This window comes from Streptomyces megasporus, assembly GCF_000718985.1.
Classification (GTDB): domain Bacteria; phylum Actinomycetota; class Actinomycetes; order Streptomycetales; family Streptomycetaceae; genus Streptomyces; species Streptomyces megasporus.
In genome coordinates, this window is record NZ_JODL01000012.1 from 177371 (window position 1) to 199079 (window position 21709).

General features: G+C 71.3%; 16 protein-coding genes. 13 read left to right on the plus strand and 3 right to left on the minus strand.

Annotation, left to right across the window (positions count from 1 at the left end; genetic code table 11):
• The first annotated feature begins 106 nt into the window (after positions 1 to 106).
• From IF47_RS0112845 to argF, 9 genes are all read left to right on the plus strand, one after another.
• Positions 107 to 1267, plus strand: coding sequence for an AAA family ATPase (locus IF47_RS0112845; RefSeq protein ID WP_031508858.1), 1161 nt, complete (start codon positions 107 to 109; stop codon positions 1265 to 1267).
• A 50-nt stretch (positions 1268 to 1317) separates the two neighbouring features.
• A complete protein-coding gene (locus IF47_RS0112850; RefSeq protein WP_031508859.1) occupies positions 1318 to 1701 on the plus strand; it encodes a nucleotide pyrophosphohydrolase in 384 nt (127 codons plus the stop codon).
• A 109-nt stretch (positions 1702 to 1810) separates the two neighbouring features.
• On the plus strand, positions 1811 to 2365 hold the full coding sequence (locus IF47_RS0112855) for a DUF6099 family protein (protein WP_078591785.1): 555 nt from the start codon (positions 1811 to 1813) through the stop codon (positions 2363 to 2365).
• Positions 2366 to 2370: 5 nt separating this feature from the next.
• Positions 2371 to 3294 (plus strand): LLM class F420-dependent oxidoreductase, encoded by a 924-nt coding sequence (locus IF47_RS0112860; protein WP_031508861.1) that lies wholly within the window; start codon positions 2371 to 2373, stop codon positions 3292 to 3294.
• 17 nt (positions 3295 to 3311) lie between these two features.
• Entirely contained in the window at positions 3312 to 4232 is a 921-nt protein-coding gene (gene mmuM, locus IF47_RS0112865) for a homocysteine S-methyltransferase (protein WP_031508862.1), read from the plus strand.
• A gap of 42 nt (positions 4233 to 4274) precedes the next feature.
• Complete coding sequence (locus IF47_RS0112870) at positions 4275 to 5771, plus strand: 3' terminal RNA ribose 2'-O-methyltransferase Hen1 (RefSeq protein WP_031508863.1); 1497 nt, start codon at positions 4275 to 4277, stop codon at positions 5769 to 5771.
• Positions 5768 to 8356: a polynucleotide kinase-phosphatase gene (locus IF47_RS0112875; RefSeq protein WP_031508864.1), complete on the plus strand. Its 2589-nt coding sequence runs from the start codon at positions 5768 to 5770 to the stop codon at positions 8354 to 8356. The genes IF47_RS0112870 and IF47_RS0112875 overlap by 4 nt, the downstream gene beginning before the upstream one ends.
• Before the next feature lie 99 nt (positions 8357 to 8455).
• Positions 8456 to 9685, plus strand: a complete 1230-nt coding sequence (locus IF47_RS0112880) for an arginine deiminase (protein ID WP_031508865.1) — start codon at positions 8456 to 8458, stop codon at positions 9683 to 9685.
• Between the two features lie 137 nt (positions 9686 to 9822).
• Positions 9823 to 10827 (plus strand): ornithine carbamoyltransferase, encoded by a 1005-nt coding sequence (argF, locus tag IF47_RS0112885; RefSeq protein ID WP_031508866.1) that lies wholly within the window; start codon positions 9823 to 9825, stop codon positions 10825 to 10827.
• A gap of 413 nt (positions 10828 to 11240) precedes the next feature.
• On the opposite strand, the gene IF47_RS0112890 is transcribed toward argF, so the two are convergent.
• Together IF47_RS0112890 and IF47_RS0112895 are read right to left on the minus strand one after the other, a co-directional pair.
• Positions 11241 to 11633 (minus strand): peptidoglycan-binding domain-containing protein, encoded by a 393-nt coding sequence (locus IF47_RS0112890; RefSeq protein ID WP_245641099.1) that lies wholly within the window; start codon positions 11631 to 11633, stop codon positions 11241 to 11243.
• Between the two features lie 340 nt (positions 11634 to 11973).
• Positions 11974 to 12735, minus strand: coding sequence for an ArsR/SmtB family transcription factor (locus tag IF47_RS0112895; RefSeq protein ID WP_031508868.1), 762 nt, complete (start codon positions 12733 to 12735; stop codon positions 11974 to 11976).
• 304 nt (positions 12736 to 13039) lie between these two features.
• On the opposite strand from IF47_RS0112895, the gene IF47_RS0112900 reads away from it, so the two are divergent.
• A complete protein-coding gene (locus tag IF47_RS0112900; protein ID WP_031508869.1) occupies positions 13040 to 13852 on the plus strand; it encodes a hypothetical protein in 813 nt (270 codons plus the stop codon).
• Between the two features lie 88 nt (positions 13853 to 13940).
• Here the strand turns inward: IF47_RS0112900 and IF47_RS0112905 are convergent, their stop codons facing one another.
• Positions 13941 to 15470, minus strand: coding sequence for a helix-turn-helix domain-containing protein (locus tag IF47_RS0112905; protein ID WP_031508870.1), 1530 nt, complete (start codon positions 15468 to 15470; stop codon positions 13941 to 13943).
• 512 nt (positions 15471 to 15982) lie between these two features.
• On the opposite strand from IF47_RS0112905, the gene IF47_RS0112910 reads away from it, so the two are divergent.
• From IF47_RS0112910 to IF47_RS0112920, 3 genes are all read left to right on the plus strand, one after another.
• Positions 15983 to 18820 (plus strand): aconitate hydratase, encoded by a 2838-nt coding sequence (locus IF47_RS0112910; protein WP_031508871.1) that lies wholly within the window; start codon positions 15983 to 15985, stop codon positions 18818 to 18820.
• Positions 18821 to 19173: 353 nt separating this feature from the next.
• Positions 19174 to 20595: an N-acetylglucosamine/diacetylchitobiose ABC transporter substrate-binding protein gene (ngcE, locus tag IF47_RS0112915; protein ID WP_031508872.1), complete on the plus strand. Its 1422-nt coding sequence runs from the start codon at positions 19174 to 19176 to the stop codon at positions 20593 to 20595.
• Positions 20596 to 20665: 70 nt separating this feature from the next.
• The gene (locus tag IF47_RS0112920; protein WP_078591786.1) at positions 20666 to 21703 is read left to right on the plus strand and encodes a carbohydrate ABC transporter permease; all 1038 of its coding nucleotides are present in this window, start codon (positions 20666 to 20668) and stop codon (positions 21701 to 21703) included.
• Positions 21704 to 21709: the final 6 nt, after the last annotated feature.

A 21709-nucleotide genomic window follows, 5' to 3' on the forward strand; every position in this document is an offset into this window, starting at 1 on the left:
CCGGGACGGGGACCGTGATCGGAAGTCCGGGGGAACCGTCCCCTGATCGTAGGAACGTCGGACAGCCGTAACGATTCGGCTCCCGGGCCGCCGGTACGGTCCGGCCATGGTCGAGAACGGGGCCGGGCAGCGGCCCGCCGTCACCGAATTGCGGTTGTCCGCCTTCCGCCGACACCGCGGACTCCGCGTCCCCCTGGGGCCGTTGACGCTGGTCACCGGAGGCAGCGGCAGCGGGAAGTCCACGGTGCTGGAGGCGTACGAGGCGCTGGCCAGACTCGGCGGCGGCGAGAGCCTGGGCGAGGTCTTCGGCGGGACGCGCGGCGGGCCGTCGGCATACGTGCCGCGCGGCGCGCCCCGGGACGAGCAGGGCAGGCGAGGCTTCCGGCTCGGATGCACGGTGGACGGGCCCGCCGGACCCGTCCGGCTCGACCTCGCCGTCCAGACCGAGCCCGACCTGCGCGTCGCGGGCGAGCGGCTGACCGGAGCGGACGGCCGGACGCTGCTGTCCACGGCGCTGCGCGACCCGGCGCGGCGCGTGGTCCAGGCACAGTGGCACACCGCGGGCACGGATCGAATGGCGCGGGCCGCGCTGCCGGACGACCGGCTGGGGACGGCGCTGCTGCCCCTGCGGGTGGCGGGCGCCACCGAGGAGCAGCGGCGGGTGCTGGCGGCGGCCGAACAGGTCGTCGTGGCGCTGCGGTCGTCCTTCGCCTGCGACCCGCGTCCGGAGACCATGCGCGAACCGGTGGCCGCCGTGGACGGCCTGCTGCGGGGCGGCTGCGACAACCTCGCGGCGGTGCTGCGCCGCACCCGCGGGGAGTGCCGCACCCGGTACGGGGTGCTGGTGGAGGCGGTGCGCGCGGGGCTGGCCGGGCCGGTCGCCGAACTGGTCACCGAACTCCGGGCCGAGGGGAGGCGCACGGACCTGGTCGCCGCGCTGGTCGAGCGCGGCGACGGACTGGAGCCCACCCCGGTGGACCGGCTCGGGGACGGAGAACTGCGCTACCTGGCGCTCGCGCTGGTGCTGCTGACCGGCCCCGGAGTGCTCCAGGTCGACCAGGTGCGGGAGGTGCCCGAGGCGCACCAGGCGCTGACGGTGCTGGCCGACGGCCTCGACCGCGCCCTGGACGGGCGGCAGCGGCGGGAGTTGGTGGGGCTGGCGGCGCGGATGTGCGAACGCGGCCACATCCGGCTGCTGGGGACGGTGCACGACGCTGCCGACGCCGCGCGGGCACCCGGGGCGTGCCTGGTAGACCTGGGCGCATGAGCGAGACAGGGGACGACGGCGCGCGCCGGGACGGACGGCCCGAGGGGCGGATGGGAGAACTCCAGCGCAGGTTGGCCGAGTTCGCCGCGGCACGGCACTGGGAGCCGTACCACACCCCGAAGAACCTGGCGATGGCGCTGAGCGTGGAGGCATCGGAACTGGTCGAGATCTTCCAGTGGTCGACGCCGGAGGAGTCGGCGCGGGTGATGGCCGACCCGGCCGCGGCGGCCCGGGTGGAGGACGAGGTCGCCGACGTCCTCGCCTACCTGCTGCAGTTCTGCGAGGTGTTGGGGATCAACGCGCAGGCGGCGCTGGCCGCGAAGATCGACCGCAACGAGCGACGTTTCCCGGTGCCGGGGACGGGTGGAGGGACCGGTGAGACGGACGGTCCCACCGAGGGGCGGGGACGGACCAATCGTCACTCTATGGAGTGAGGAAGTTCTCCACCGTGTCGATTTTCTCCACAGTTTTCCCGAAACCTCTAGCCAGACGGAGACATGGGTATCACTCTGGGTAGTTGACGGTCACGGAGGGAAAAGGTGGATGGATGCGGTACCACTCATTGAGGACACGCGACAGGCGCTCGCGCACAGTACGGAAGCCCCTGACATCGTTACCGAGGCGTGGCAGGCGCAGGCCCTCGCGGAGGCGGTAGGAATCCACCTGGCCGCGAGCGGCCCGCCGGAGGTGCGGGCCCAGGCCGGGGGCCTGCGCGAGGCGAGCGGCCGCGCCCGCGGTTCGCTGCGCGGCCCGGAGCAGCGGGCCGAGGGGGCGCGCGCCGACCGCATGACGGAGGTCGGCGACCTGCTCGCCGCCCTCCACGACCTCGGCGGGCTGCTGGACGAGGCCGGGGGAGCGCTGGTGCGAGCGGCGATCGAGGCGGAGGACGAGGCGCTCTACTGGCGGTGCGTCGAGGGCATCGACGCCGCCGACGAGTGCGGTGACCGGGTGGCGGAGATCCTCAGACGGCTCGCCGACAGGCCGCCGTCCGCCCCCGGCCCCCGCGCACCGGGGCCGCGCGCCCCCGGGCGCGGGGGCCGGTCCGGCCCCGCGGCCGGCCCGCGATGCGGGGAGAACGGAGGCGACGGTGCAGGATAGAGACCATGGATCTGCGAATCTTCACCGAACCCCAGCAGGGCGCCTCCTACGACACCCTGCTCAAGGTCGCCAAGGCCACCGAGGACCTCGGCTTCGACGCCTTCTTCCGCTCCGACCACTACCTGCGGATGGGCGACGGCGACCCGATGCCCGGACCCACCGACGCCTGGACGACGCTGGCCGGGCTGGCCCGTGAGACCAGCCGCATCCGGCTCGGCACCCTGATGACCTCGGCCACCTTCCGACTGCCCGGCATCCTGGCCATCCAGGTGGCGCAGGTGGACGCCATGTCCGGCGGGCGCGTCGAGCTGGGCCTGGGCGCGGGCTGGTTCGAGGCCGAGCACACGGCGTACGGCATCCCCTTCCCCAAGGAGAAGTTCGCGCGCCTGGAGGAGCAGTTGGAGATCATCACCGGGCTGTGGGGAACCGAGCCCGGCAAGACGTTCGACTACGAGGGCGCCCACTACCGGCTGACCGACTCCCCCGCGCTGCCCAAGCCCGTCCAGGAGAAGGTGCCGGTGCTCATCGGCGGCCACGGCGCCAAGCGCACCCCGGCCCTGGCCGCGCGCTTCGCCGACGAGTTCAACATCCCCTTCGCCTCCCTCGAGGACAGCGAGCGGCAGTTCGGCCGGGTGCGGGAGGCCGCCGAGGCCAACGGACGCTCCGCCGACGACCTGATCTACTCCAACGCCCTGGTCGTCTGCGTCGGCCGGAACGACGCCGAGGTGGCCCGTCGCGCCGCGGCCATCGGACGTGAGGTGGAGGAACTGAAGGAGAACGGCTTGGCCGGCTCCCCGGCCGAGGTCGTCGACAAGATCGGCCGCTACGCCGAGATCGGCTCCTCCCGGATCTACCTGCAGATCCTGGACCTGGACGACCTCGACCACCTGGAGCTGATCTCCTCCCAGGTGCAGAGCCGACTCTCCTAGGACACCACGAGGCCGGCATGGGCACCCCGCACCCGCCCCCGCTCGCCGACGCCCTCGCGCGCGGCCCGCTCGTCCTCGACGGCGGCCTGTCCAACCAACTCCAGGCGCAGGGCTGCGACCTGTCCGACGAACTCTGGTCGGCACGGCTGCTCGTCGACGATCCCGCGCGGATCGAGGCGGCCCACACCGCCTACCTGCGGGCGGGGGCACGGGTGCTCATCACCGGCAGCTACCAGGCATCCCACCCCGGCTTCGCCCGGCGCGGACTGAGCCGAGCGGAGACCGACGCCCTGCTGCGCCGCAGCGTGCGCCTGGCCCGCGCGGCGGCGGCCGGCGTGCCGGAGGAGCCGGTGTGGGTGGCCGCCTCGGTCGGCCCCTACGGAGCGGTGCTCGCCGACGGCAGCGAGTACCGCGGCCGGTACGGGCTGAGCGTCTCCGAACTGGAGCGCTTCCACCGTCCCCGGATCGAGGCCCTGGCGGCGGCCGAACCGGACGTCCTGGCGCTGGAGACGGTGCCGGACGTCGACGAGGCCGAGGCGCTGCTGCGGGCGGCGGCCGGCTGCGGGGTGCCGGTGTGGCTGTCGTACACCGTCGCCGCCGGCCGCACCCGCGCCGGGCAGCCGCTGCGCGACGCCTTCGCCGTCGCCGCCGGAAACGACCAGGTGATCGCGGTCGGCGTCAACTGCTGCGACCCGCGCGACGCCGACGAGGCCGTCACCCTGGCGGCCCGGACCACCGGCAGGCCCGTGGTCGTCTACCCCAACAGCGGCGAGAAGTGGAACACCCGACGCGGCACCTGGGAGGGGGAGACGCTCTTCGAACCGGCCGACGCCCGACGGTGGCTGCGCGGCGGCGCCCGCCTGATCGGCGGCTGCTGCCGGGTCGGCCCCGGAGAGATCACCGAACTGGCGAGGGCGCTGGCGGCGGAGGCGACGTAAAACCGGTGGGCACACCGCCCCCACCGGGACATACTCGTGCAGGTGTTCCTGACGCTGACCACCACCGGCGACGCCGGGCGGCCCGCCACCGACCTCGGGCACCTGCTGCACAAGCACCCCGAGAAGGCCCAGGAGTTCTCCACCTCCCACGGCACCGCGCACGTCTTCTACCCCGAGGCGGGGCAGGACCGCTGCACCGTGGCGCTGCTGCTGGAGATCGACCCCGTCGCGCTGGTCCGTCGCGGCCGGGGCAAGGGCCGCGGCGGAGCACCCCACTCCGCGTTGGCCCAGTACGTCAACGACCGCCCCTACGCGGCCTCCTCGCTGCTCGCCGTGGCCCTGGGCGCCGTGTTCTCCAGCGCCCTCAAGGGCCGGTGCCGGGCCCGCCCCGAACTGGTCGAGCGGACGCTGCCGTTGCGGATCGAGGTGCCCGCGCTGCCCGCCCGCGGCGGCGCCGACCTGGTGCGGCGGCTCTTCGAACCGCTGGGCTGGACGGTGGAGGCCGAGCCGGTGCCGCTGGACGTCCGCTTCCCCGACTGGGGCGACTCCCGTTACGTGCGCCTGGTCCTCGACGGCGAGGCGCGATTGGCCGACGCGCTGCGCCACCTGTACGTCCTGCTGCCGGTGCTGGACGACGCCAAGCACTACTGGGTCGCCCCCGACGAGGTGGACAAGCTGCTGCGCGCCGGCGAGGGCTGGCTGGAGCACCACCCCGAGCAGACGCTGATCACCACCCGCTACCTGGCACGCCGTCACCGCCTCACCCGCGACGCCCTGGAACGCCTGGAACTCGCCCGGCTCGCCGAGGCGGACGACACCGCGGTCGAGGAGTTGGACAACGCCGTCGACGAGGACGCCGACACCGAGGAGCGTCCCACTCCGCCGGCGGCCTTGCGCCGGGAGGCGATCCTCGCCGCGCTGCGCGAGGCGGGCGCCGCCCGCGTGCTCGACCTGGGCTGCGGGCAGGGGCAGTTGGTCCAGGCGATGCTCAAGGAGGCACGGTTCACCGAGGTGGTGGGCGTGGACGTCTCGATGCGGGCGCTGCACGCGGCCGGCCGGAGGCTCCGCCCGGAGCGGATGTCCGAGCGGCAGGCGGCCCGCGTCACCCTCGTCCAGGGCTCCCTGACGTACACCGACCCCCGGCTGTCCGGCTACGACGCGGCGGTGCTCGGCGAGGTGATCGAGCACATCGACCCGCCGCGGCTGCCGGCGGCCGAGTACGCGGTCTTCGGCGCGGCCCGGCCGAGGACGGTGGTCGTCACCACGCCCAACGCCGAGTACAACGTGCGCTGGGAGAGCCTGCCCGCGGGCCACGTCCGCCACCACGACCACCGCTTCGAGTGGACGCGCGAGGAGTTCCGCGCCTGGGCGCACGGGGTCGCCGAACGGTACGGCTACGCCGTGGAGTTCCGGCCCGTCGGGGACGACGACCCCGAGGTCGGTCCGCCCACCCAACTCGCCCTGTTCACCCTCGCCCGCACCCCGGACGGCACCCCGGGCGACACTCCGGAACCCACCGTGAAGGAGGTGGCCGCGTGACGACCGCCGCCCCGGCCCCCGCCAAGGCGCTCGCCGTGCCCGACCTGTCCCTCGTCGTGCTGATCGGCACCACCGGAGCGGGCAAGTCCACCTTCGCCCGCCGCCACTTCAAGCCCACCCAGGTCGTCTCCTCCGACTTCTGCCGGGGCCTGGTCGCCGACGACGAGAACGACCAGAGCGCCACCCCCGACGCCTTCGATCTCCTGCACCACATCGTCGGCAAGCGGCTGGCCGCCGGACGCCTGACCGTCGTCGACGCCACCAACGTCCAGACCGAGGCCCGCCGCCACTTGGTGAGGCTGGCCCGCGAACACGACGTGCTGCCCGTGGCGATCGTCCTCGACGTGCCCGAGCGCGTCTGCGCCGAGCGCAACGCCGCCCGCCCCGACCGCGCGGACATGCCCGCGCACGTCATCCCGCGCCAGCGGCGCGAGATGCGCCGCTCCCTGCGCTCCCTGGAACGCGAGGGGTTCCGCAAGGTGCACGTCCTGCGCGGGGTCGAGGAGGTGGAGGCCGCCCGGATCGAGCTGGAGCGGCGCTACAACGACCTGCGCCACCTGACCGGCCCGTTCGACATCGTCGGCGACGTCCACGGCTGCCGCGCCGAACTGGAGACCTTGCTGGAAAGGCTCGGCTACACCGTCGAGCGCGACGCGGCCGGTCGCGCGGTGGACGCCGCTCACCCGGACGGCCGCACCGCCGTCTTCGTCGGGGACCTCGTCGACCGCGGACCGGACAGCCCCGGAGTGCTGCGGCTGGTGATGGGCATGGTCGCCGCCGGGCACGCCCTGTGCGTCCCCGGCAACCACGAGAACAAGCTCGGCCGGTACCTCAAGGGGCGCGCCGTCCAGCGCACCCACGGACTGGCCGAGACCATCGAGCAGGTGGAGAAGGAGTCCGCCGCCGACCCGGAGTTCCCCGCGCGGGTGGCCGCGTTCGTCGACTCCCTCGTCAGCCACTACGTGCTCGACGGCGGCGCGCTGGTCGTCTGCCACGCCGGGCTGCCCGAGAAGTACCACGGCCGCACCTCCGGCCGGGTCCGCTCGCACGCGCTGTACGGCGACACCACGGGCGAGACCGACGAGTTCGGCCTGCCGGTGCGTTACCCGTGGGCGGAGGACTACCGGGGCCGGGCGGCCGTGGTCTACGGCCACACCCCCACCCCGCGCGCGACCTGGCTGAACAACACCATCTGCCTGGACACCGGCTGCGTCTTCGGCGGCGCCCTGACCGCCCTGCGCTGGCCCGAGCGCGAACTGGTCGACGTCCCCGCCGAGCGGGTCTGGTACGAGCCGGCGAGGCCGCCGGCCACCGACGCGCCGGGGGGTCACGAGGGACGCCCGCTCGCCCTGGCCGACGTGCACGGCCGCCGGGTGGTGGAGACCCGCCACGCGGGCCGCGTCGCCGTGCGCGAGGAGAACGCCGCCGCCGCGCTGGAGGTGATGAGCCGCTTCGCGATCGACCCCAGGCTGCTGCCCTACCTGCCGCCGACGATGGCGCCCTGCGCCACCTCGCGGCTCGACGGGTACCTCGAACACCCGGCCGAGGCGTTCGCCGAGTACCGCGCGGCCGGGGTGGAGAAGGTGATCTGCCAGGAGAAGCACATGGGCTCCCGCGCCGTCGCCCTGGTCTGTCGCGACGCCGGCGCGGCCACCGAGCGGTTCGGCGCCGCGAACGGGGAGACGGGCGCGCTCCACACCCGCACCGGGCGGCCGTTCTTCGCCGAGCGGGCCGTCACCGAGCAGCTCCTCGCCCGCGTCCGCGCCGCCGCGGACGCGAGCGGACTGTGGAAGGAGCTGGACACCGACTGGCTGCTGCTCGACGCCGAGCTGCTGCCCTGGTCGCTGAAGTCGACCGGCCTGCTGCGCAGGCAGTACGCCGCGGTCGGCGCCGCCGCCGGGGCCGTCTTCCCCGGCGCGCTGGCCGCACTGGAGGCGGCGGCGGCCCGAGGCGTGGAGATGGGCGGGCTGCCGGCGCGGCAGCGGGAGCGCGCGGCGGACGCGGCGGCGTTCGTCGAGGCGTACGGCCGGTACTGCCGGCCCGTGGACGGGCTCGACGGCGTCGAGCTCGCGCCGTTCCAGATCCTGGCGGTGCGCGGCCGGAGTCTGGCCACCGTCCCCCACGACACCCAGCTCGCCTGGCTGGACCGGCTGGTCGAGGCCGACCCCACCGGCCTGCTGCGACGCACCGGGCGTCTGATCGTGGACACCGGCGACGAGGCGTCCGTCGCGGCCGGCACCGACTGGTGGCTGGAGATGACGGAGGCCGGGGGCGAGGGCATGGTCGTCAAGCCGCTGGACGCGCTGGTGCGCGGCGCGGACGGACGGCTGGTCCAGCCGGGTGTGAAGTGCCGGGGCCGCGAGTACCTGCGGATCGTCTACGGTCCGGAGTACACGCGCGAGGAGAACCTGCGGCGGCTGCGGGTGCGCCACCTGGGTCACAAGCGCTCGCTCGCCCTGCGCGAGTACGCGCTCGGCCTGGAGGCGCTGGACCGGCTGGCCGACGGGGAGCCGCTGTGGCGTGTCCACGAGGCCGTCTTCGCCGTCCTGGCGCTGGAGTCGGAACCGGTCGACCCCCGGCTGTGACACCGCGGACGGCAAGGGCGTCGGGGACGCCGGGCACGGCCCGGCGCCCCCGACGGCGGGCGAGGGTGTATCCAGCGGCGACGTGGTGAGGATGCTGACATGGGATTCCACGTCGATTCCGAGACCGGGCGGCTGCGCCGAGTCATCCTGCACCGCCCCGACCTGGAGCTGAAACGGCTCACCCCGTCCAACCGGGACGACCTGCTCTTCGACGACGTGCTGTGGGTGCGGCGGGCGCGCCAGGAGCACGACGGCTTCGCCGACGTGCTGCGCGACCGCGGCGTGGAGGTCCACTTCTTCGGCGACCTGCTGGCGGAGTCCCTGGAGATCCCCGCCGCCCGCGCGTTCGTCCTGGACCGGACCTTCCACGAGAAGGAGTACGGGCCGCTGGCCGCCGACCACCTGCGCGCCGTCTTCGACGAGATGCCCGGGAGCGAGCTGGCCGAGGCGCTGGTGGGCGGCATGACCAAGCGGGAGTACCTGGAGCGGTACCCGGAGCCGGTCTCCGTCCACTTCCACGTGATGGACCTGGACGACTTCCTGGTCACGCCGCTGCCCAACCACCTGTTCACCCGCGACACCTCCGCCTGGATCTACGACGGGGTGGCCGTCAACGCCATGCGCTGGCCCGCCCGCCGGCGCGAGACCGTCCACTTCGAGGCCATCTACCGTCACCACCCCCTCTTCACCTCCCCCGAGCACGGCTTCCGCTTCTGGTCCGAGGGGCAGAGCATTCACCCCTCCACCATCGAGGGCGGGGACGTGCTGGTGATCGGCAACGGCGCGGTGCTGATCGGGATGAGCGAACGCACCACCCCGCAGGCGGTGGAGACGCTCGCCCGCGGCCTGTTCTCGGCGGGCTCGGCCCGGACGATCGTGGCGCTGGACATGCCCAAGCGCCGTGCCCTCATGCACCTGGACACGGTGATGACCATGGTCGACGGCGACACCTTCACCCAGTACGCGGGACTGGGCATGCTGCGCTCCTACACCATCGAGCCGGGCGCGTCGGAGGCGGAGCTGAAGGTCACCGACCACCCGCCCGAGCACATGCACCGCGCCATCGCCGCCGCGCTCGGCCTGGACGGCATCCGCGTCCTCACCGCCACCCAGGACGTGCACGCCGCCGAGCGGGAGCAGTGGGACGACGGCTGCAACGTGCTGGCCGTCGAGCCGGGCGTCGTCATCGCCTACGAGCGCAACGTCACCACCAACACCCACCTGCGCAGGCACGGGATCGAGGTCATCACCGTCCCCGGCAGCGAGCTGGGGCGGGGCAGGGGCGGGCCGCGCTGTATGAGCTGCCCGATCGAGCGCGACGCGGTGTAGGTCGGTGTGGCGGGGCGGCACGGCGGGGACGGTACGGGGCGTCGGCGGGGGCGCGACACCCCGCCTGCATAGTGATGCGAGTTTTCGTATAGACTTCCGTTTCTCTCGCCGTACCCGACCGTCCTCTAGGAGCCCCCATGGCGATCGATCTCACGGGCCGCCACTTCCTCAAGGAGCTGGACTTCACCCCCGAGGAGTTCCGCCGGCTGGTCGATCTGGCCGCCGAGCTGAAGGCGGCCCGCAGGGCGGGCGCCGAGGAGCAGCGGCTGCGCGGGAGGAACATCGCGCTGATCTTCGAGAAGACCTCCACCCGCACCCGCTGCGCCTTCGAGGTCGCCGCCGCCCACCAGGGCGCCCACACCACCTACCTCGACCCGTCCGGCTCCCAGATCGGCCACAAGGAGTCGGTGAAGGACACCGCCCGGGTGCTGGGGCGGATGTACGACGCCATCGAGTACCGGGGCAGCGGCCAGGAGGTCGTCGAGGAACTGGCCGCCCACGCGGGCGTCCCCGTCTACAACGGGCTCACCGACGAGTGGCACCCCACCCAGATGCTCGCCGACGTGCTCACCATGACCGAGCACAGCGACAGGCCCCTCACCGAGATCGCCTACGCCTACCTGGGTGACGCCCGCAACAACATGGGCAACTCCTACCTCGTCACCGGCGCCCTGCTCGGCATGGACGTCCGCATCGCCGCGCCCAGGAGCCTGTGGCCCGAGGAGGGCGTGATCGCCCAGGCCCGTTCCCTGGCCGAGCGCACCGGCGCCCGCGTCACCCTCACCGAGAAGGTGGAGGAGGGCGTCCCCGGCGCGGACTTCGTCGCCACCGACGTGTGGGTGTCGATGGGCGAGCCCGAGGAGGTGTGGGAGGAGCGCATCGAGCTGCTGCGCCCGTACGCCGTCACGATGGACGTCCTGCGTGCGACCGGCAACCCGGACGTGCGGTTCCTGCACTGCCTGCCCGCCTTCCACGACCTGGGCACGGCCGTCGGCCGGGAGATCCACCGGCGGTACGGGCTGGAGTCGCTGGAGGTGACGGACGAGGTGTTCGAGTCGGAGCACTCGGTCGTCTTCGACGAGGCCGAGAACCGCATGCACACCATCAAGGCGGTCATGGTCGCCACCCTCGCGGGGGCCTGACCCGGTTCGGCCGGTTCGGTCGGTCGCTCGGTGCCCGGACCGCCGAGGGGGGCCTTTCCAATCCGCTCGGGACGGAATTTAAAATTCCGGAGAACGGCGGCGAGAAAGCGGCGAAAGAAGCATTGCCGTCCGGTTTTCTGTGACGCGAAACCGAAAATCGGTCGGCTTTTCGAAACGAAAAGGTGGGATCCGGGGAGGCTGTCCTTTCCAATTCACCGGAAGAGAAGGAACGCCGGAACGTGATCACCAGCGTTTCACCCGCGTGGAAAGACTCCCGTTCACGGACGGGAGGGCGCGGTGATCAGAGGAGGCCGTGCGGCCGGGGCACGTCCCGTTCTCCTCGGCTCCGACCGGGAGCGCACGGGTGCGGCCCCGGAGCCTCCGGGGCCGCACCGCTCGCCGGGCGTGAAGGATCAGCAGCCGTTGCGCAGCCGGTTCCAGGTCACCGGGCCGACGACGCCGTCGGCGGTGATCCGGCAGGTGCGCTGGAAGTCGACGACGGCCGCCCTGGTGGCCGAGCCGAAGACGCCGTCGATGCCGCTGGAGCCCACGCTGAAGCCCCAGAACCTCAGCAGACACTGGGCCTCGCGCACGGCGTTGCCCGTGCTGCCCTGGGAGATGGTGGGCGGGGTGACGGCGCCGTGGTAGCCGCAGTAGTAGGCGAGGGCCCCGACCTTCTCCGCGGGGGCGGCGGCCTTCCCGGCGGGAGCCGCGGAGGCGGTGGACATCGACAGGGTGGTGGCTCCGGTGATCAGAGCCGTGACGACTGCCGCGGCGGCGGTGGAGCGGCGGAAACGCCTCATCATGGTCCCTTCCGATGGACAGGAATCCGGTCTGGCACAGGAAAACTAGTGACGGAATCCATCCCGGAGGAGAGGCGAATCGGTCATTCCGGTGCACGTGCGGAAATTCTCGCCTGCGCATCGGTGATTTGCGCTGACATGCTCCGACGCCATCCGACGCTCGCGTGAGGGTGAGCGGTAATTCCGTGGAGGGCGACCGGAAATCTCGTGGTGGCGTGCGGTGTGCGACGAAGACGCCGTACGGGTCCGGGGATGGCGTGAAGGAAACGGTCGGGCGCGGACCCGTTCGCCCGTGCGTCCGGGGGCCGGCCGGGTTCCGTCCCCCGTGGCGGCCGTGTCGGGGTCATGCCGGTGCCTCCACGGATTCGCCGGTGAGGTCGGCGTCCGTGATGCCCAGCAGGTCGAGCAGCGCGCGCCGACCGGTGTCGGTGACGCGCAACGCCCGTCGGCTGCCGATTCGTTCGCACCAGCCGGCGTCCAGGGCGTGGCGGCACAGCGCGGCCCCGGCCACCCCGGCCAGGTGCGGACGGCGTTCGGTCCAGTCCAGGCAGGCGCGGGCCGGTGGCCGGCGACCGCGCGGTCGGGCCGTGAGGTCGACGCCGAGCGCGTCGAACCAGCGCAGCCCGTCCTCGGTCACCGCGAACCCGGTGTCCTGCTGGAGCAGCCCCCGCTCCAGCAGGGCGTCGGTGATCACCACTCCCAGCCGTCCGGCCAGATGGTCGTAGCAGGTGCGGGCCCGTGCCATCGCCGTGTTCGCGGACGACCCCCGCAGGGAGCGCGGGGCGGGCGGCGGACCGGCGTGCGCGGCCAACTCCTCGACCAACTGCGCGGACGCGGAATCGGCCAGTCGCACGTAGCGGTGCCTGCCCTGCCGTTCCTCGGTCAGCAGGCCCCCGCCCACCAGCTTGTCCAGGTGCCCACTGGCCGTGGCGGGGGCGACGCCCGCCAGTCGGGCCAGTTCGCCCGCCGTCCAGGCCCGCCCGTCCAGCAGGGCCAGGCAGAACCGCGCACGGGTCTCGTCGGCGAGCAGTCCGGCCAGTTGGGCGAGCCGCGAACCCGCGTGCTCGGGGCGTCGCGTGGGGCGGGCGGGGGCGGGGAGGTCCATGGCGTCCATCATGCGGCGAGAGCGTTTCGGTGTTCACCGAAACATTCGCCGAAACGACCCGGACGCGGGGTCTGGCCGCCGGGGGCTCCCGGTCGGCGCCGACGGACGGTCGGAGTGCTTCACCGAACAGCTCCGGAGTGATCACACCATGGTCACGATCAAAGCCTGACGCGCATTCCGCGATCGCAGGGACGGGACGCGCTCCTACAGTTGGCGGACCACGAGGACGCGTGGCGGGCCGAGCACCGAAGTTCCCCCTCCATGAGGGGTGTTGGGCCCGCCACTGGAACAGAGAGAACACGCCATGCGATCCACCGCAGCACGTCGTACCGCCCTCGCCGCGTCCGCGGCCTGCCTGGCCCTGCTGGCCACCGCCTGCGGCGGATCGGAGTCCGGCGGCAAGGACGAGGACAAGGCCAAGGCCGAGAAGTCGGCCTCCGCCGAGCCCGCGGCCAAGGCGATGACCTCCGCCGAGCTGGAGAAGCTCGCGCTCGCCGACGGGGACGTCGAGGGGCACACGGTCGAGAAGGCCGGCCCGGAGGACACCGTCTCCGCGAAGGACGTCTCCGTCGACAAGAAGGAGTGCGAGCCCCTCGTGCACGCGCAGTTGGGCGTGGCGCCCGGCGACCCGGCGGCGACCGTCCTGCGCAAGGTCGTCCAGGAGCCGGAGAAGCCGGAGGAGGACGGCTCGCAGAACGACGGCGAGCTCACCGACGAGGACTTCGAGAACTTCGAGGAGGCGATCAAGGGCGCCTTCGATCTGACGGCGACGGCCGTCAGCCTCTCCTCTTACGAGGGCGACGGCGCGGAGAAGGCCGTGGCAGACCTGCGTGCCGCCGCCGACGCCTGCTCCGGTGGGTTCAACGGGGGCATCAAGGGCGATGAGCAGAAGGTGACCGGCGTCAAGGCGGAGAAGGTCACCGGCGGCGAGGAGGCCCACGCCTGGACGCTGACGGCCGAGCACGAGGGCGATCCGGTGCCGTTCAAGCTGGCCGTGGTGCGGCAGGGCGGCACGCTGGCCGTCTTCTCCTCCTACAACCTCGCCTCCGCCGGCAGCGGCGAGGACTTCGACCTCCCGACCGCCGTCATCGACGCCCAGGCGAAGAAGCTCGGCTGACCGAGGGTCGCCCCGCCCGTCCCCCGGCGAAACGCGCGGGGGACGGGCGGGAGGACGGCGGCGCGGTTCACCACTGGTTGACCGCGCGTCAGATGTCGCGGAACGTCTCGATCTGGGCGCCGACCGAGTTGAGGCGTTCGGCCAGGTCCTCGTAGCCGCGGTTGATGACGTAGACGTTGCGCAGCACGGAGGTGCCCTCGGCGGCCATCATCGCCAGCAGGACGACGACGGCCGGGCGCAGCGCGGGCGGGCACATCATCTCGGCGGCGCGCCAGCGGGTGGGGCCCTCGACCAGCACGCGGTGGGGGTCCAGGAGTTGGAGGCGTCCACCGAGACGGTTGAGGTCGGTCAGGTAGATGGCGCGGTTGTCGTAGACCCAGTCGTGGATCAGCGTCTTGCCCTGGGCGCTGGCGGCGATGGCCGCGAAGAAGGGCACGTTGTCGATGTTGATGCCCGGGAACGGCATCGGGTGGATCTTGTCGATCGGCGCCTCCAGTTTGGAGGGGCGCACGGTGAGGTCGGCCAGTCGGGTGCGGCCGTTGTCGGCGGGGTACTCCGGGCCGCGGTCGTGGTCCAGGCCCATCTCCTCCAGGACGGCCAGCTCGATCTCCAGGAACTCGATCGGCACCCGGCGGATCGTCAGCTCCGACTCGGTGACGACCGCGGCGGCCAGCAGGCTCATCGCCTCGACCGGGTCCTCGGAGGGGGAGTAGTCCACGTCCCGGTCGATGTGGGGGACACCGTGCACGGTCAGGGTCGTGGTGCCCACGCCCTCGATCCGGACGCCGAGCTGCTCCAGGAAGAAGCACAGGTCCTGGACCATGTAGTTGGGCGAGGCGTTGCGGATGACGGTGGTGCCGTCGTGTCGGGCGGCGGCCAGCAGGGCGTTCTCGGTGACGGTGTCCCCGCGTTCGGTCAGCACGATGGGCCGGGTGGGTCGGACGGAGCGGTCCACCACGGAGTGGTACATGCCCTCGGTGGCGGTGACCTCCAGGCCGAAGTGCCGCAGCGCGCTCATGTGCGGCTGCACGGTGCGGGTGCCCAGGTCGCAGCCGCCCGCGTAGGGGATGCGGAAGTGGTCCATCCGGTGGAGCAGCGGGCCGAGGAACATGATGATGCTGCGGGTGCGGCGGGCGGCCTCGGCGTCGATGGCGTCCAGGTCCAGCTCGGCGGGCGGCACGATCTCCAGGTCGGAGCCGTCGTTGATCCAGCGGGTGCGCACTCCGATGGAGTTCAGCACCTCCAGGATGCGGTAGACCTCTTCGATGCGGGCGACCCGGCGCAGCAGGGTGCGGCCGGAATTCAGCAGGGAGGCGCAGAGCAGGGCGACGCAGGCGTTCTTGCTGGTCTTGACGTCGATCGCGCCCGACAGTTGCCGCCCTCCGACGACCCGCAGGTGCATCGGACCGGAGTAGCCGAGTGAGACGATCTCACTGTCCAGGGCTTCACCGATACGGGCGATCATCTCAAGGCTGATGTTTTGGTTGCCGCGTTCGATGCGGTTGACCGCGCTCTGGCTGGTGGCCAGAGCGTCCGCCAATTGGCTCTGGGTCCAGCCCCGATGTTGACGGGCGTCACGGATGAGCTTGCCGATGCGCACGAGGTAGTCGTCGGTCATGGGGGTGATGTTATCTCAGATGTGAGATGTCAACATCCGGGGCGTGGGGCGTGTCCCTCATTTCCTCTTATTTTCACCCCTTTGTCGCGTACGCGCGAGGCGAGGGTCGCTTTCCGGCCATGCCGGGCCGCCCGTCACTGCTCTCTCGCCGTCTGTCGCCTCTCTCGCCGCCTGTCACCACTCTCTCGCGGCTCGCTCCGCCCCTTGTCGTCGGGGCCGCGCCCTTCGGGTTCATCCGGGTTCCTTCGGGTTCCTCCGGGCCCGGGGTCGGAAGGCCGGTTGGGGCGCGGAGCGCGGGTACCCGAAGTCGGGGGCGGAGCATGACCGTGGAGCGGCGATGTACTAGAGTTATCTCGACATCGAGATATCTGCCGAGAGACGCACCGCCGCCGCGTCCGCCGACGTCGCCGCCGAGGCACACCCAAGTTAGGTGAACCTCAGCGAAGAGGCCGGGGTCCGGGGCGGCAGGATCGCGGTGGTACGCGCGAACTCATGTACTGAAGGAGACTGTCGTGTCGGCGAACAGCTTCGACGCCCGCAGCACGCTGCAGGTGGGCGACGAGTCGTACGAGATCTTCAGGCTGGACAAGGTCGAGGGCTCCGCCCGCCTGCCCTACAGCCTGAAGGTGCTGCTGGAGAACCTGCTCCGGACCGAGGACGGCGCGAACATCACCGCCGACCACATCCGCGCGCTGGGCAACTGGGACGCCGGCGCGCAGCCCAGCCAGGAGATCCAGTTCACGCCGGCCCGCGTGATCATGCAGGACTTCACCGGCGTGCCCTGCGTGGTGGACCTGGCCACCATGCGCGAGGCCGTGAAGGAGCTGGGCGGCGACCCGTCCCGCATCAACCCGCTGGCGCCCGCCGAGCTGGTCATCGACCACTCGGTGATCGCCGACGTCTTCGGTGCCCCGGACGCGTTCAAGCGCAACGTGGAGCTGGAGTACGGCCGCAACAAGGAGCGCTACCAGTTCCTGCGCTGGGGCCAGACCGCCTTCGACGAGTTCAAGGTCGTCCCGCCCGGCACCGGCATCGTCCACCAGGTGAACATCGAGCACCTGGCCCGCGTGGTCATGGTCCGTGACGGCAAGGCCTACCCCGACACCCTGGTGGGCACCGACTCCCACACCACCATGGTCAACGGCCTGGGCGTCCTCGGCTGGGGCGTCGGCGGCATCGAGGCCGAGGCCGCGATGCTGGGCCAGCCCGTGTCGATGCTCATCCCGCGGGTGGTCGGCTTCAAGCTGACCGGCGAGCTGCCCACCGGCACCACCGCCACCGACCTGGTGCTGACCATCACCGAGATGCTGCGCGAGCACGGGGTCGTCGGCAAGTTCGTGGAGTTCTACGGCGAGGGTGTCTCCGCGGTGCCGCTGGCCAACCGCGCCACCATCGGCAACATGTCGCCGGAGTTCGGCTCGACCGCCGCGATCTTCCCGATCGATGCCGAGACCATCAACTACCTGAAGCTCACCGGCCGCACCGAGCAGCAGCTCGCCCTGGTCGAGGCGTACGCCAAGGAGCAGGGCCTGTGGCTGGACCCGGCCGCCGAGCCGGACTTCTCCGAGCACCTGGAGCTGGACCTCTCCACGGTCGTCCCCTCGATCGCCGGCCCCAAGCGCCCGCAGGACCGCATCGCCCTGTCCGAGGCCAAGCAGCAGTTCCGCGCCGACCTGCCGAACTACATCAAGGCCGGCGTGACCGGCGGCGACGACCGCAAGCCGGGCGTGCCGCAGCAGGAGCTGCCGGTCGGGGCCGGCTCCCCGGTGGACCAGGCCAGCGCCCTGTCGTTCCCGGCCAGTGACGCCCCCGCCTACGGCCACGACGACAACGGCGCCGGCGCCCCGCACCACTCCGCCGCGTCCTCGGCCGACGGACGCCCGAGCAAGCCCGTCAGGGTGACCGCCGCCGACGGCTCGACCTACGAGCTCGACCACGGCGCGGTGGCCATCGCGGCCATCACCTCCTGCACCAACACCTCCAACCCCTACGTGATGGTGGGTGCCGCGCTGCTGGCCAAGAAGGCCGTCGAGCGGGGCCTGACCCGCAAGCCGTGGGTGAAGACCACCCTGGCCCCCGGCTCCAAGGTCGTCATGGACTACTACGACCGCGCCGGCCTCACCCCGTACCTGGACAAGCTGGGCTTCAACCTGGTCGGTTACGGCTGCACCACCTGCATCGGCAACTCCGGCCCGCTGCCGGAGGAGGTCTCCCAGGCGGTCAACGACAACGACCTCGCGGTGGTCTCCGTGCTCTCGGGCAACCGCAACTTCGAGGGCCGCATCAACCCCGACGTCAAGATGAACTACCTGGCGTCCCCGCCGCTGGTCGTGGCCTACGCCATCGCCGGTTCGATGGACATCGACATCACCACCGAGCCGCTGGCCACCGACTCCGAGGGCAACCCGGTCTACCTGCGGGACATCTGGCCGGCCGAGTCGGAGATCGAGGAGGTCGTCGCCTCCACCATCGGCCAGGAGATGTTCGGCAGCAGCTACTCCGACGTCTTCGCCGGAGACGCCCAGTGGCAGGCGCTGTCGGTGCCCACCGGCGACACCTTCGAGTGGGACCCGGAGTCCACCTACGTCCGCAAGCCCCCGTACTTCGAGGGCATGGGCATGGACCCGGAGCCGGTCGAGGACATCTCCGGCGCCCGGGTGCTGGCCAAGCTGGGCGACTCGGTCACCACCGACCACATCTCCCCGGCCGGCGCCATCAAGGCCGACACCCCGGCGGGCCGGTACCTCACCGAGCACGGCGTCGAGCGTCGTGACTTCAACAGCTACGGCTCGCGTCGCGGCAACCACGAGGTCATGATCCGCGGCACCTTCGCCAACATCCGCCTGCGCAACCAGATCGCGCCGGGCACCGAGGGCGGCTACACCCGCGACTTCACCCAGGAGGGCGGGCCGGTCTCCTTCATCTACGACGCCTCCCGGAACTACCAGGCCGCCGGTATCCCGCTGGTCGTCCTGGCGGGCAAGGAGTACGGTTCCGGCTCCTCGCGCGACTGGGCGGCCAAGGGCACCGCGCTGCTGGGCGTCAAGGCCGTCATCGCCGAGAGCTACGAGCGCATCCACCGCTCGAACCTGATCGGCATGGGCGTGCTGCCGCTGCAGTTCCCGGAGGGCCAGTCGGCGGACTCCCTCGGCCTGACGGGTGAGGAGGCCTTCTCCATCAGCGGCATCACCGCGCTCAACGAGGGCGGCATCCCGGAGACGGTGAAGGTGACCACCGACACCGGCGTGGAGTTCGACGCCACCGTCCGGATCGACACCCCCGGCGAGGCGGACTACTACCGCAACGGCGGCATCATGCAGTACGTGCTGCGCTCGCTGCTCCGCAAGTGAATCGAGAGGTCGGACGCGGCCGGTGAGGCCGCGTCCGACCGGTGGGACGGAGCCGTACCTCCCTTGGTGGGAGGTGCGGCTCCGTCGCGTTTCCCGCAGGTCTCAACTCGGGAAAGACTGACGCCCGAACATGCACCGATCTTGCCCCTGGGAAGGGGAGTGGACTATACCTGTCGGCGTCCAAGCGGTCATATCAGATGGCTGCGGATCCGGGGGTGAGTGGGCATCGGGGAGGTCCCGTACGGCTCTACACGGACCCGGCGCACATCCCGTACAACTCAGCTTCAACTCACCAGCGGTGCCCGGAGACCCCGGCACACCGCCTGAGTCCTGGAGAAGGCGAGGACTTGAGCATGGGACCCACCGATGTCAACCGTCGTGATCTGATCAAGAGGGCCGGCGCGGCGGGCCTGGTCGCCGTCCCCGCCATGAGCCTGCTCTCCGCCTGCGCCGCTGGTGGCGACGGCGGCGGCGACGACAAGGTCGCCAAGGGCGAGAAGACCAAGGACAACCCCCTGGGCGTCAACAAGGACGCCCCCCTGGACTTCGTCATCTTCGACGGCGGCTTCGGCACCCAGTACGGCAAGGACGCCGCGAAGATCTACGAGGAGAGCTACGGCAAGGTCAAGCTGACCGCCACCCAGAAGATCCGGTCGGTGCTCCAGCCCAGGATGGTCGGCGGCACCCCGCCGGACCTCATCGACAACTCCGGCGCCGAGCAGATGGACGCGGCCACCCTGATCGCCAAGGACCAGCTCGCCGAGTTGAGCCCCCTGCTGGACGCGCCCTCCATCGACGACCCGAACACCAAGGTCCGCGACACCCTCCTGCCGGGCACCATCGAGATGGGCCAGTACGGCGACGAGAAGGTCTGGCGCCTGAACTACGCCTACACCGTCTACGGCCAGTGGTACTCCAAGAAGCTCCTTCAGGACAACGACTGGGAGTACCCCAAGACCTGGGACGAGATGCTCGCCCTGTGCGCCAAGGCCAAGAAGAAGGGCATCGCGGGCTGGACCTACGCCGGCCAGCACCCGTACTACATCCCCTTCACCCTCTACCCGTTCATCGGGAAGATCGGTGGCCCGGACGTCCTGAAGAACATCGACAACCTGGAGCCGAACGCCTGGAAGCAGGACGCGGTCAAGAGCGCCTTCGAGGCCTACTACGAGCTGTCCGCCAAGGGTTACATCCTGCGGGGCACCCCCGGTCTGGACCACATCCAGTCCCAGACCCAGTGGACCAAGGGCAAGTGCATCTTCATCCCCAACGGCTCCTGGGTGGAGAACGAGGCCGCCGACACCACGCCCGCGGACTTCGACATGGCCTGCGGCGCGGTCACCGGGCTGGACGAATCCGACAAGATGCCCTTCGGCACCCTGTGGGCGCAGGCGGGCGAGCCGTTCATCGTGCCCGCGCAGGCCAAGAACCCCGCCGGCGGCATGGAACTGCTCCGCATCCTGCTGAGCAAGGAGTCCGCGCGGAACTTCGCCAGGCTGGTGAAGTCCCTCACCTGCGTGGCCGACGCCACCGACGGCATGGACATGTCCCCGGGCCTCGCCTCGTCCAGTCAGGTGCTCAAGGACGCCGGCGAGAACGTCCTCAACCCGAGGATCTTCGACTGGTACCAGACCCTCCACAAGGAGCAGATCGGCTCGGTCCTCGCCGAACTGATGGCCGGCCGGGTGAAGCCGGCCGAGGCCATGAAGAAGTGTCAGGAGTACGCGGACAAGACGGCGAAGGACGACTCCGTCAAGAAGTACAAGCACGCCTGAGGGCCGCCCGAGAGTCGGTCGGAGAGCCACACCGGGACAACCGGGGACACGGAGATGGGACGTAGGCGGCATGGCCAGTGACAGCCGTACGGTGGCCGAGGCCACCAAGGAGCCGGCACCACCGACGGGGAACGGAGACAAGAGGGACGGGTTCCGTGCCTCCCCGCACTACCGGACCTACCTGAAGTACCGGTTCATCGCGGGATTCCTCGTGGTGCCGCTGGTGCTCTACGGCGTCCTGGTCGTGTCGCCCTTCTTCCAGACGTTCTACTACTCGCTGACCGACTGGACGGGCCTCAGCAGCGACTTCGCCTTCGTCGGCCTGGACAACTTCGAGCGCCTGATGGAAGACGACATCTTCCACAAGGCGCTGTGGCACAACGTCCTGCTGCTGTTGGTCCTGCCGGTCATCACCCTGGGCCTGGGCCTGTTCTTCGCCTTCATGCTCAACGTCGGCGGCCGGCACAGGAAGGGCGAGGCGGTCTCCGGGGTCCGCGGCTCGCACTTCTACAAGATCGTCTACTTCTTCCCGCAGGCCCTGTCGATCGCGATCGTCGTGGTGCTGTGGAAGTACATCTTCAACCCGGCGGGCGGCCTGCTCAACGGCATCTTCACGGCCCTCGGACTGGAGGACTGGCAGCGGGAGTGGCTCAGCGAGACCTGGCTGGGCGACCCGCAGATGGCCTTCTGGTGCGTCGTGATCGTGATGGTGTGGGCGAACGTCGGCTTCTACGTGGTGCTCTTCTCCGCCGCCATGGGCTCGATCCCCAAGGAGATCTACGAGGCGGCACTGCTGGACGGCGCCAACCGGGTGACCACGTTCTTCCGCGTCACGCTGCCGCTGATGCGCGACACCGTGCAGACCGGCTGGGTGTACATGGGGATCATGGCGCTCGACGCCTTCGCCGTGGTGCACATCCTCACGGTGGGCCCGGGTGGTCCCGACTACTCGACCATCGTCGCGCCGCTCTACCTCTACAACAAGGCGTTCATGGACGGCCAGGCGGGCTACGCGACCGCCGTCGCCGTGGCCCTGCTGATCGTCACCATGATCTTCTCCGTGGCGGCGATGGCGTTCGGGCGGAGCAAGGACCGGATCGAGTTCTGACAGGCC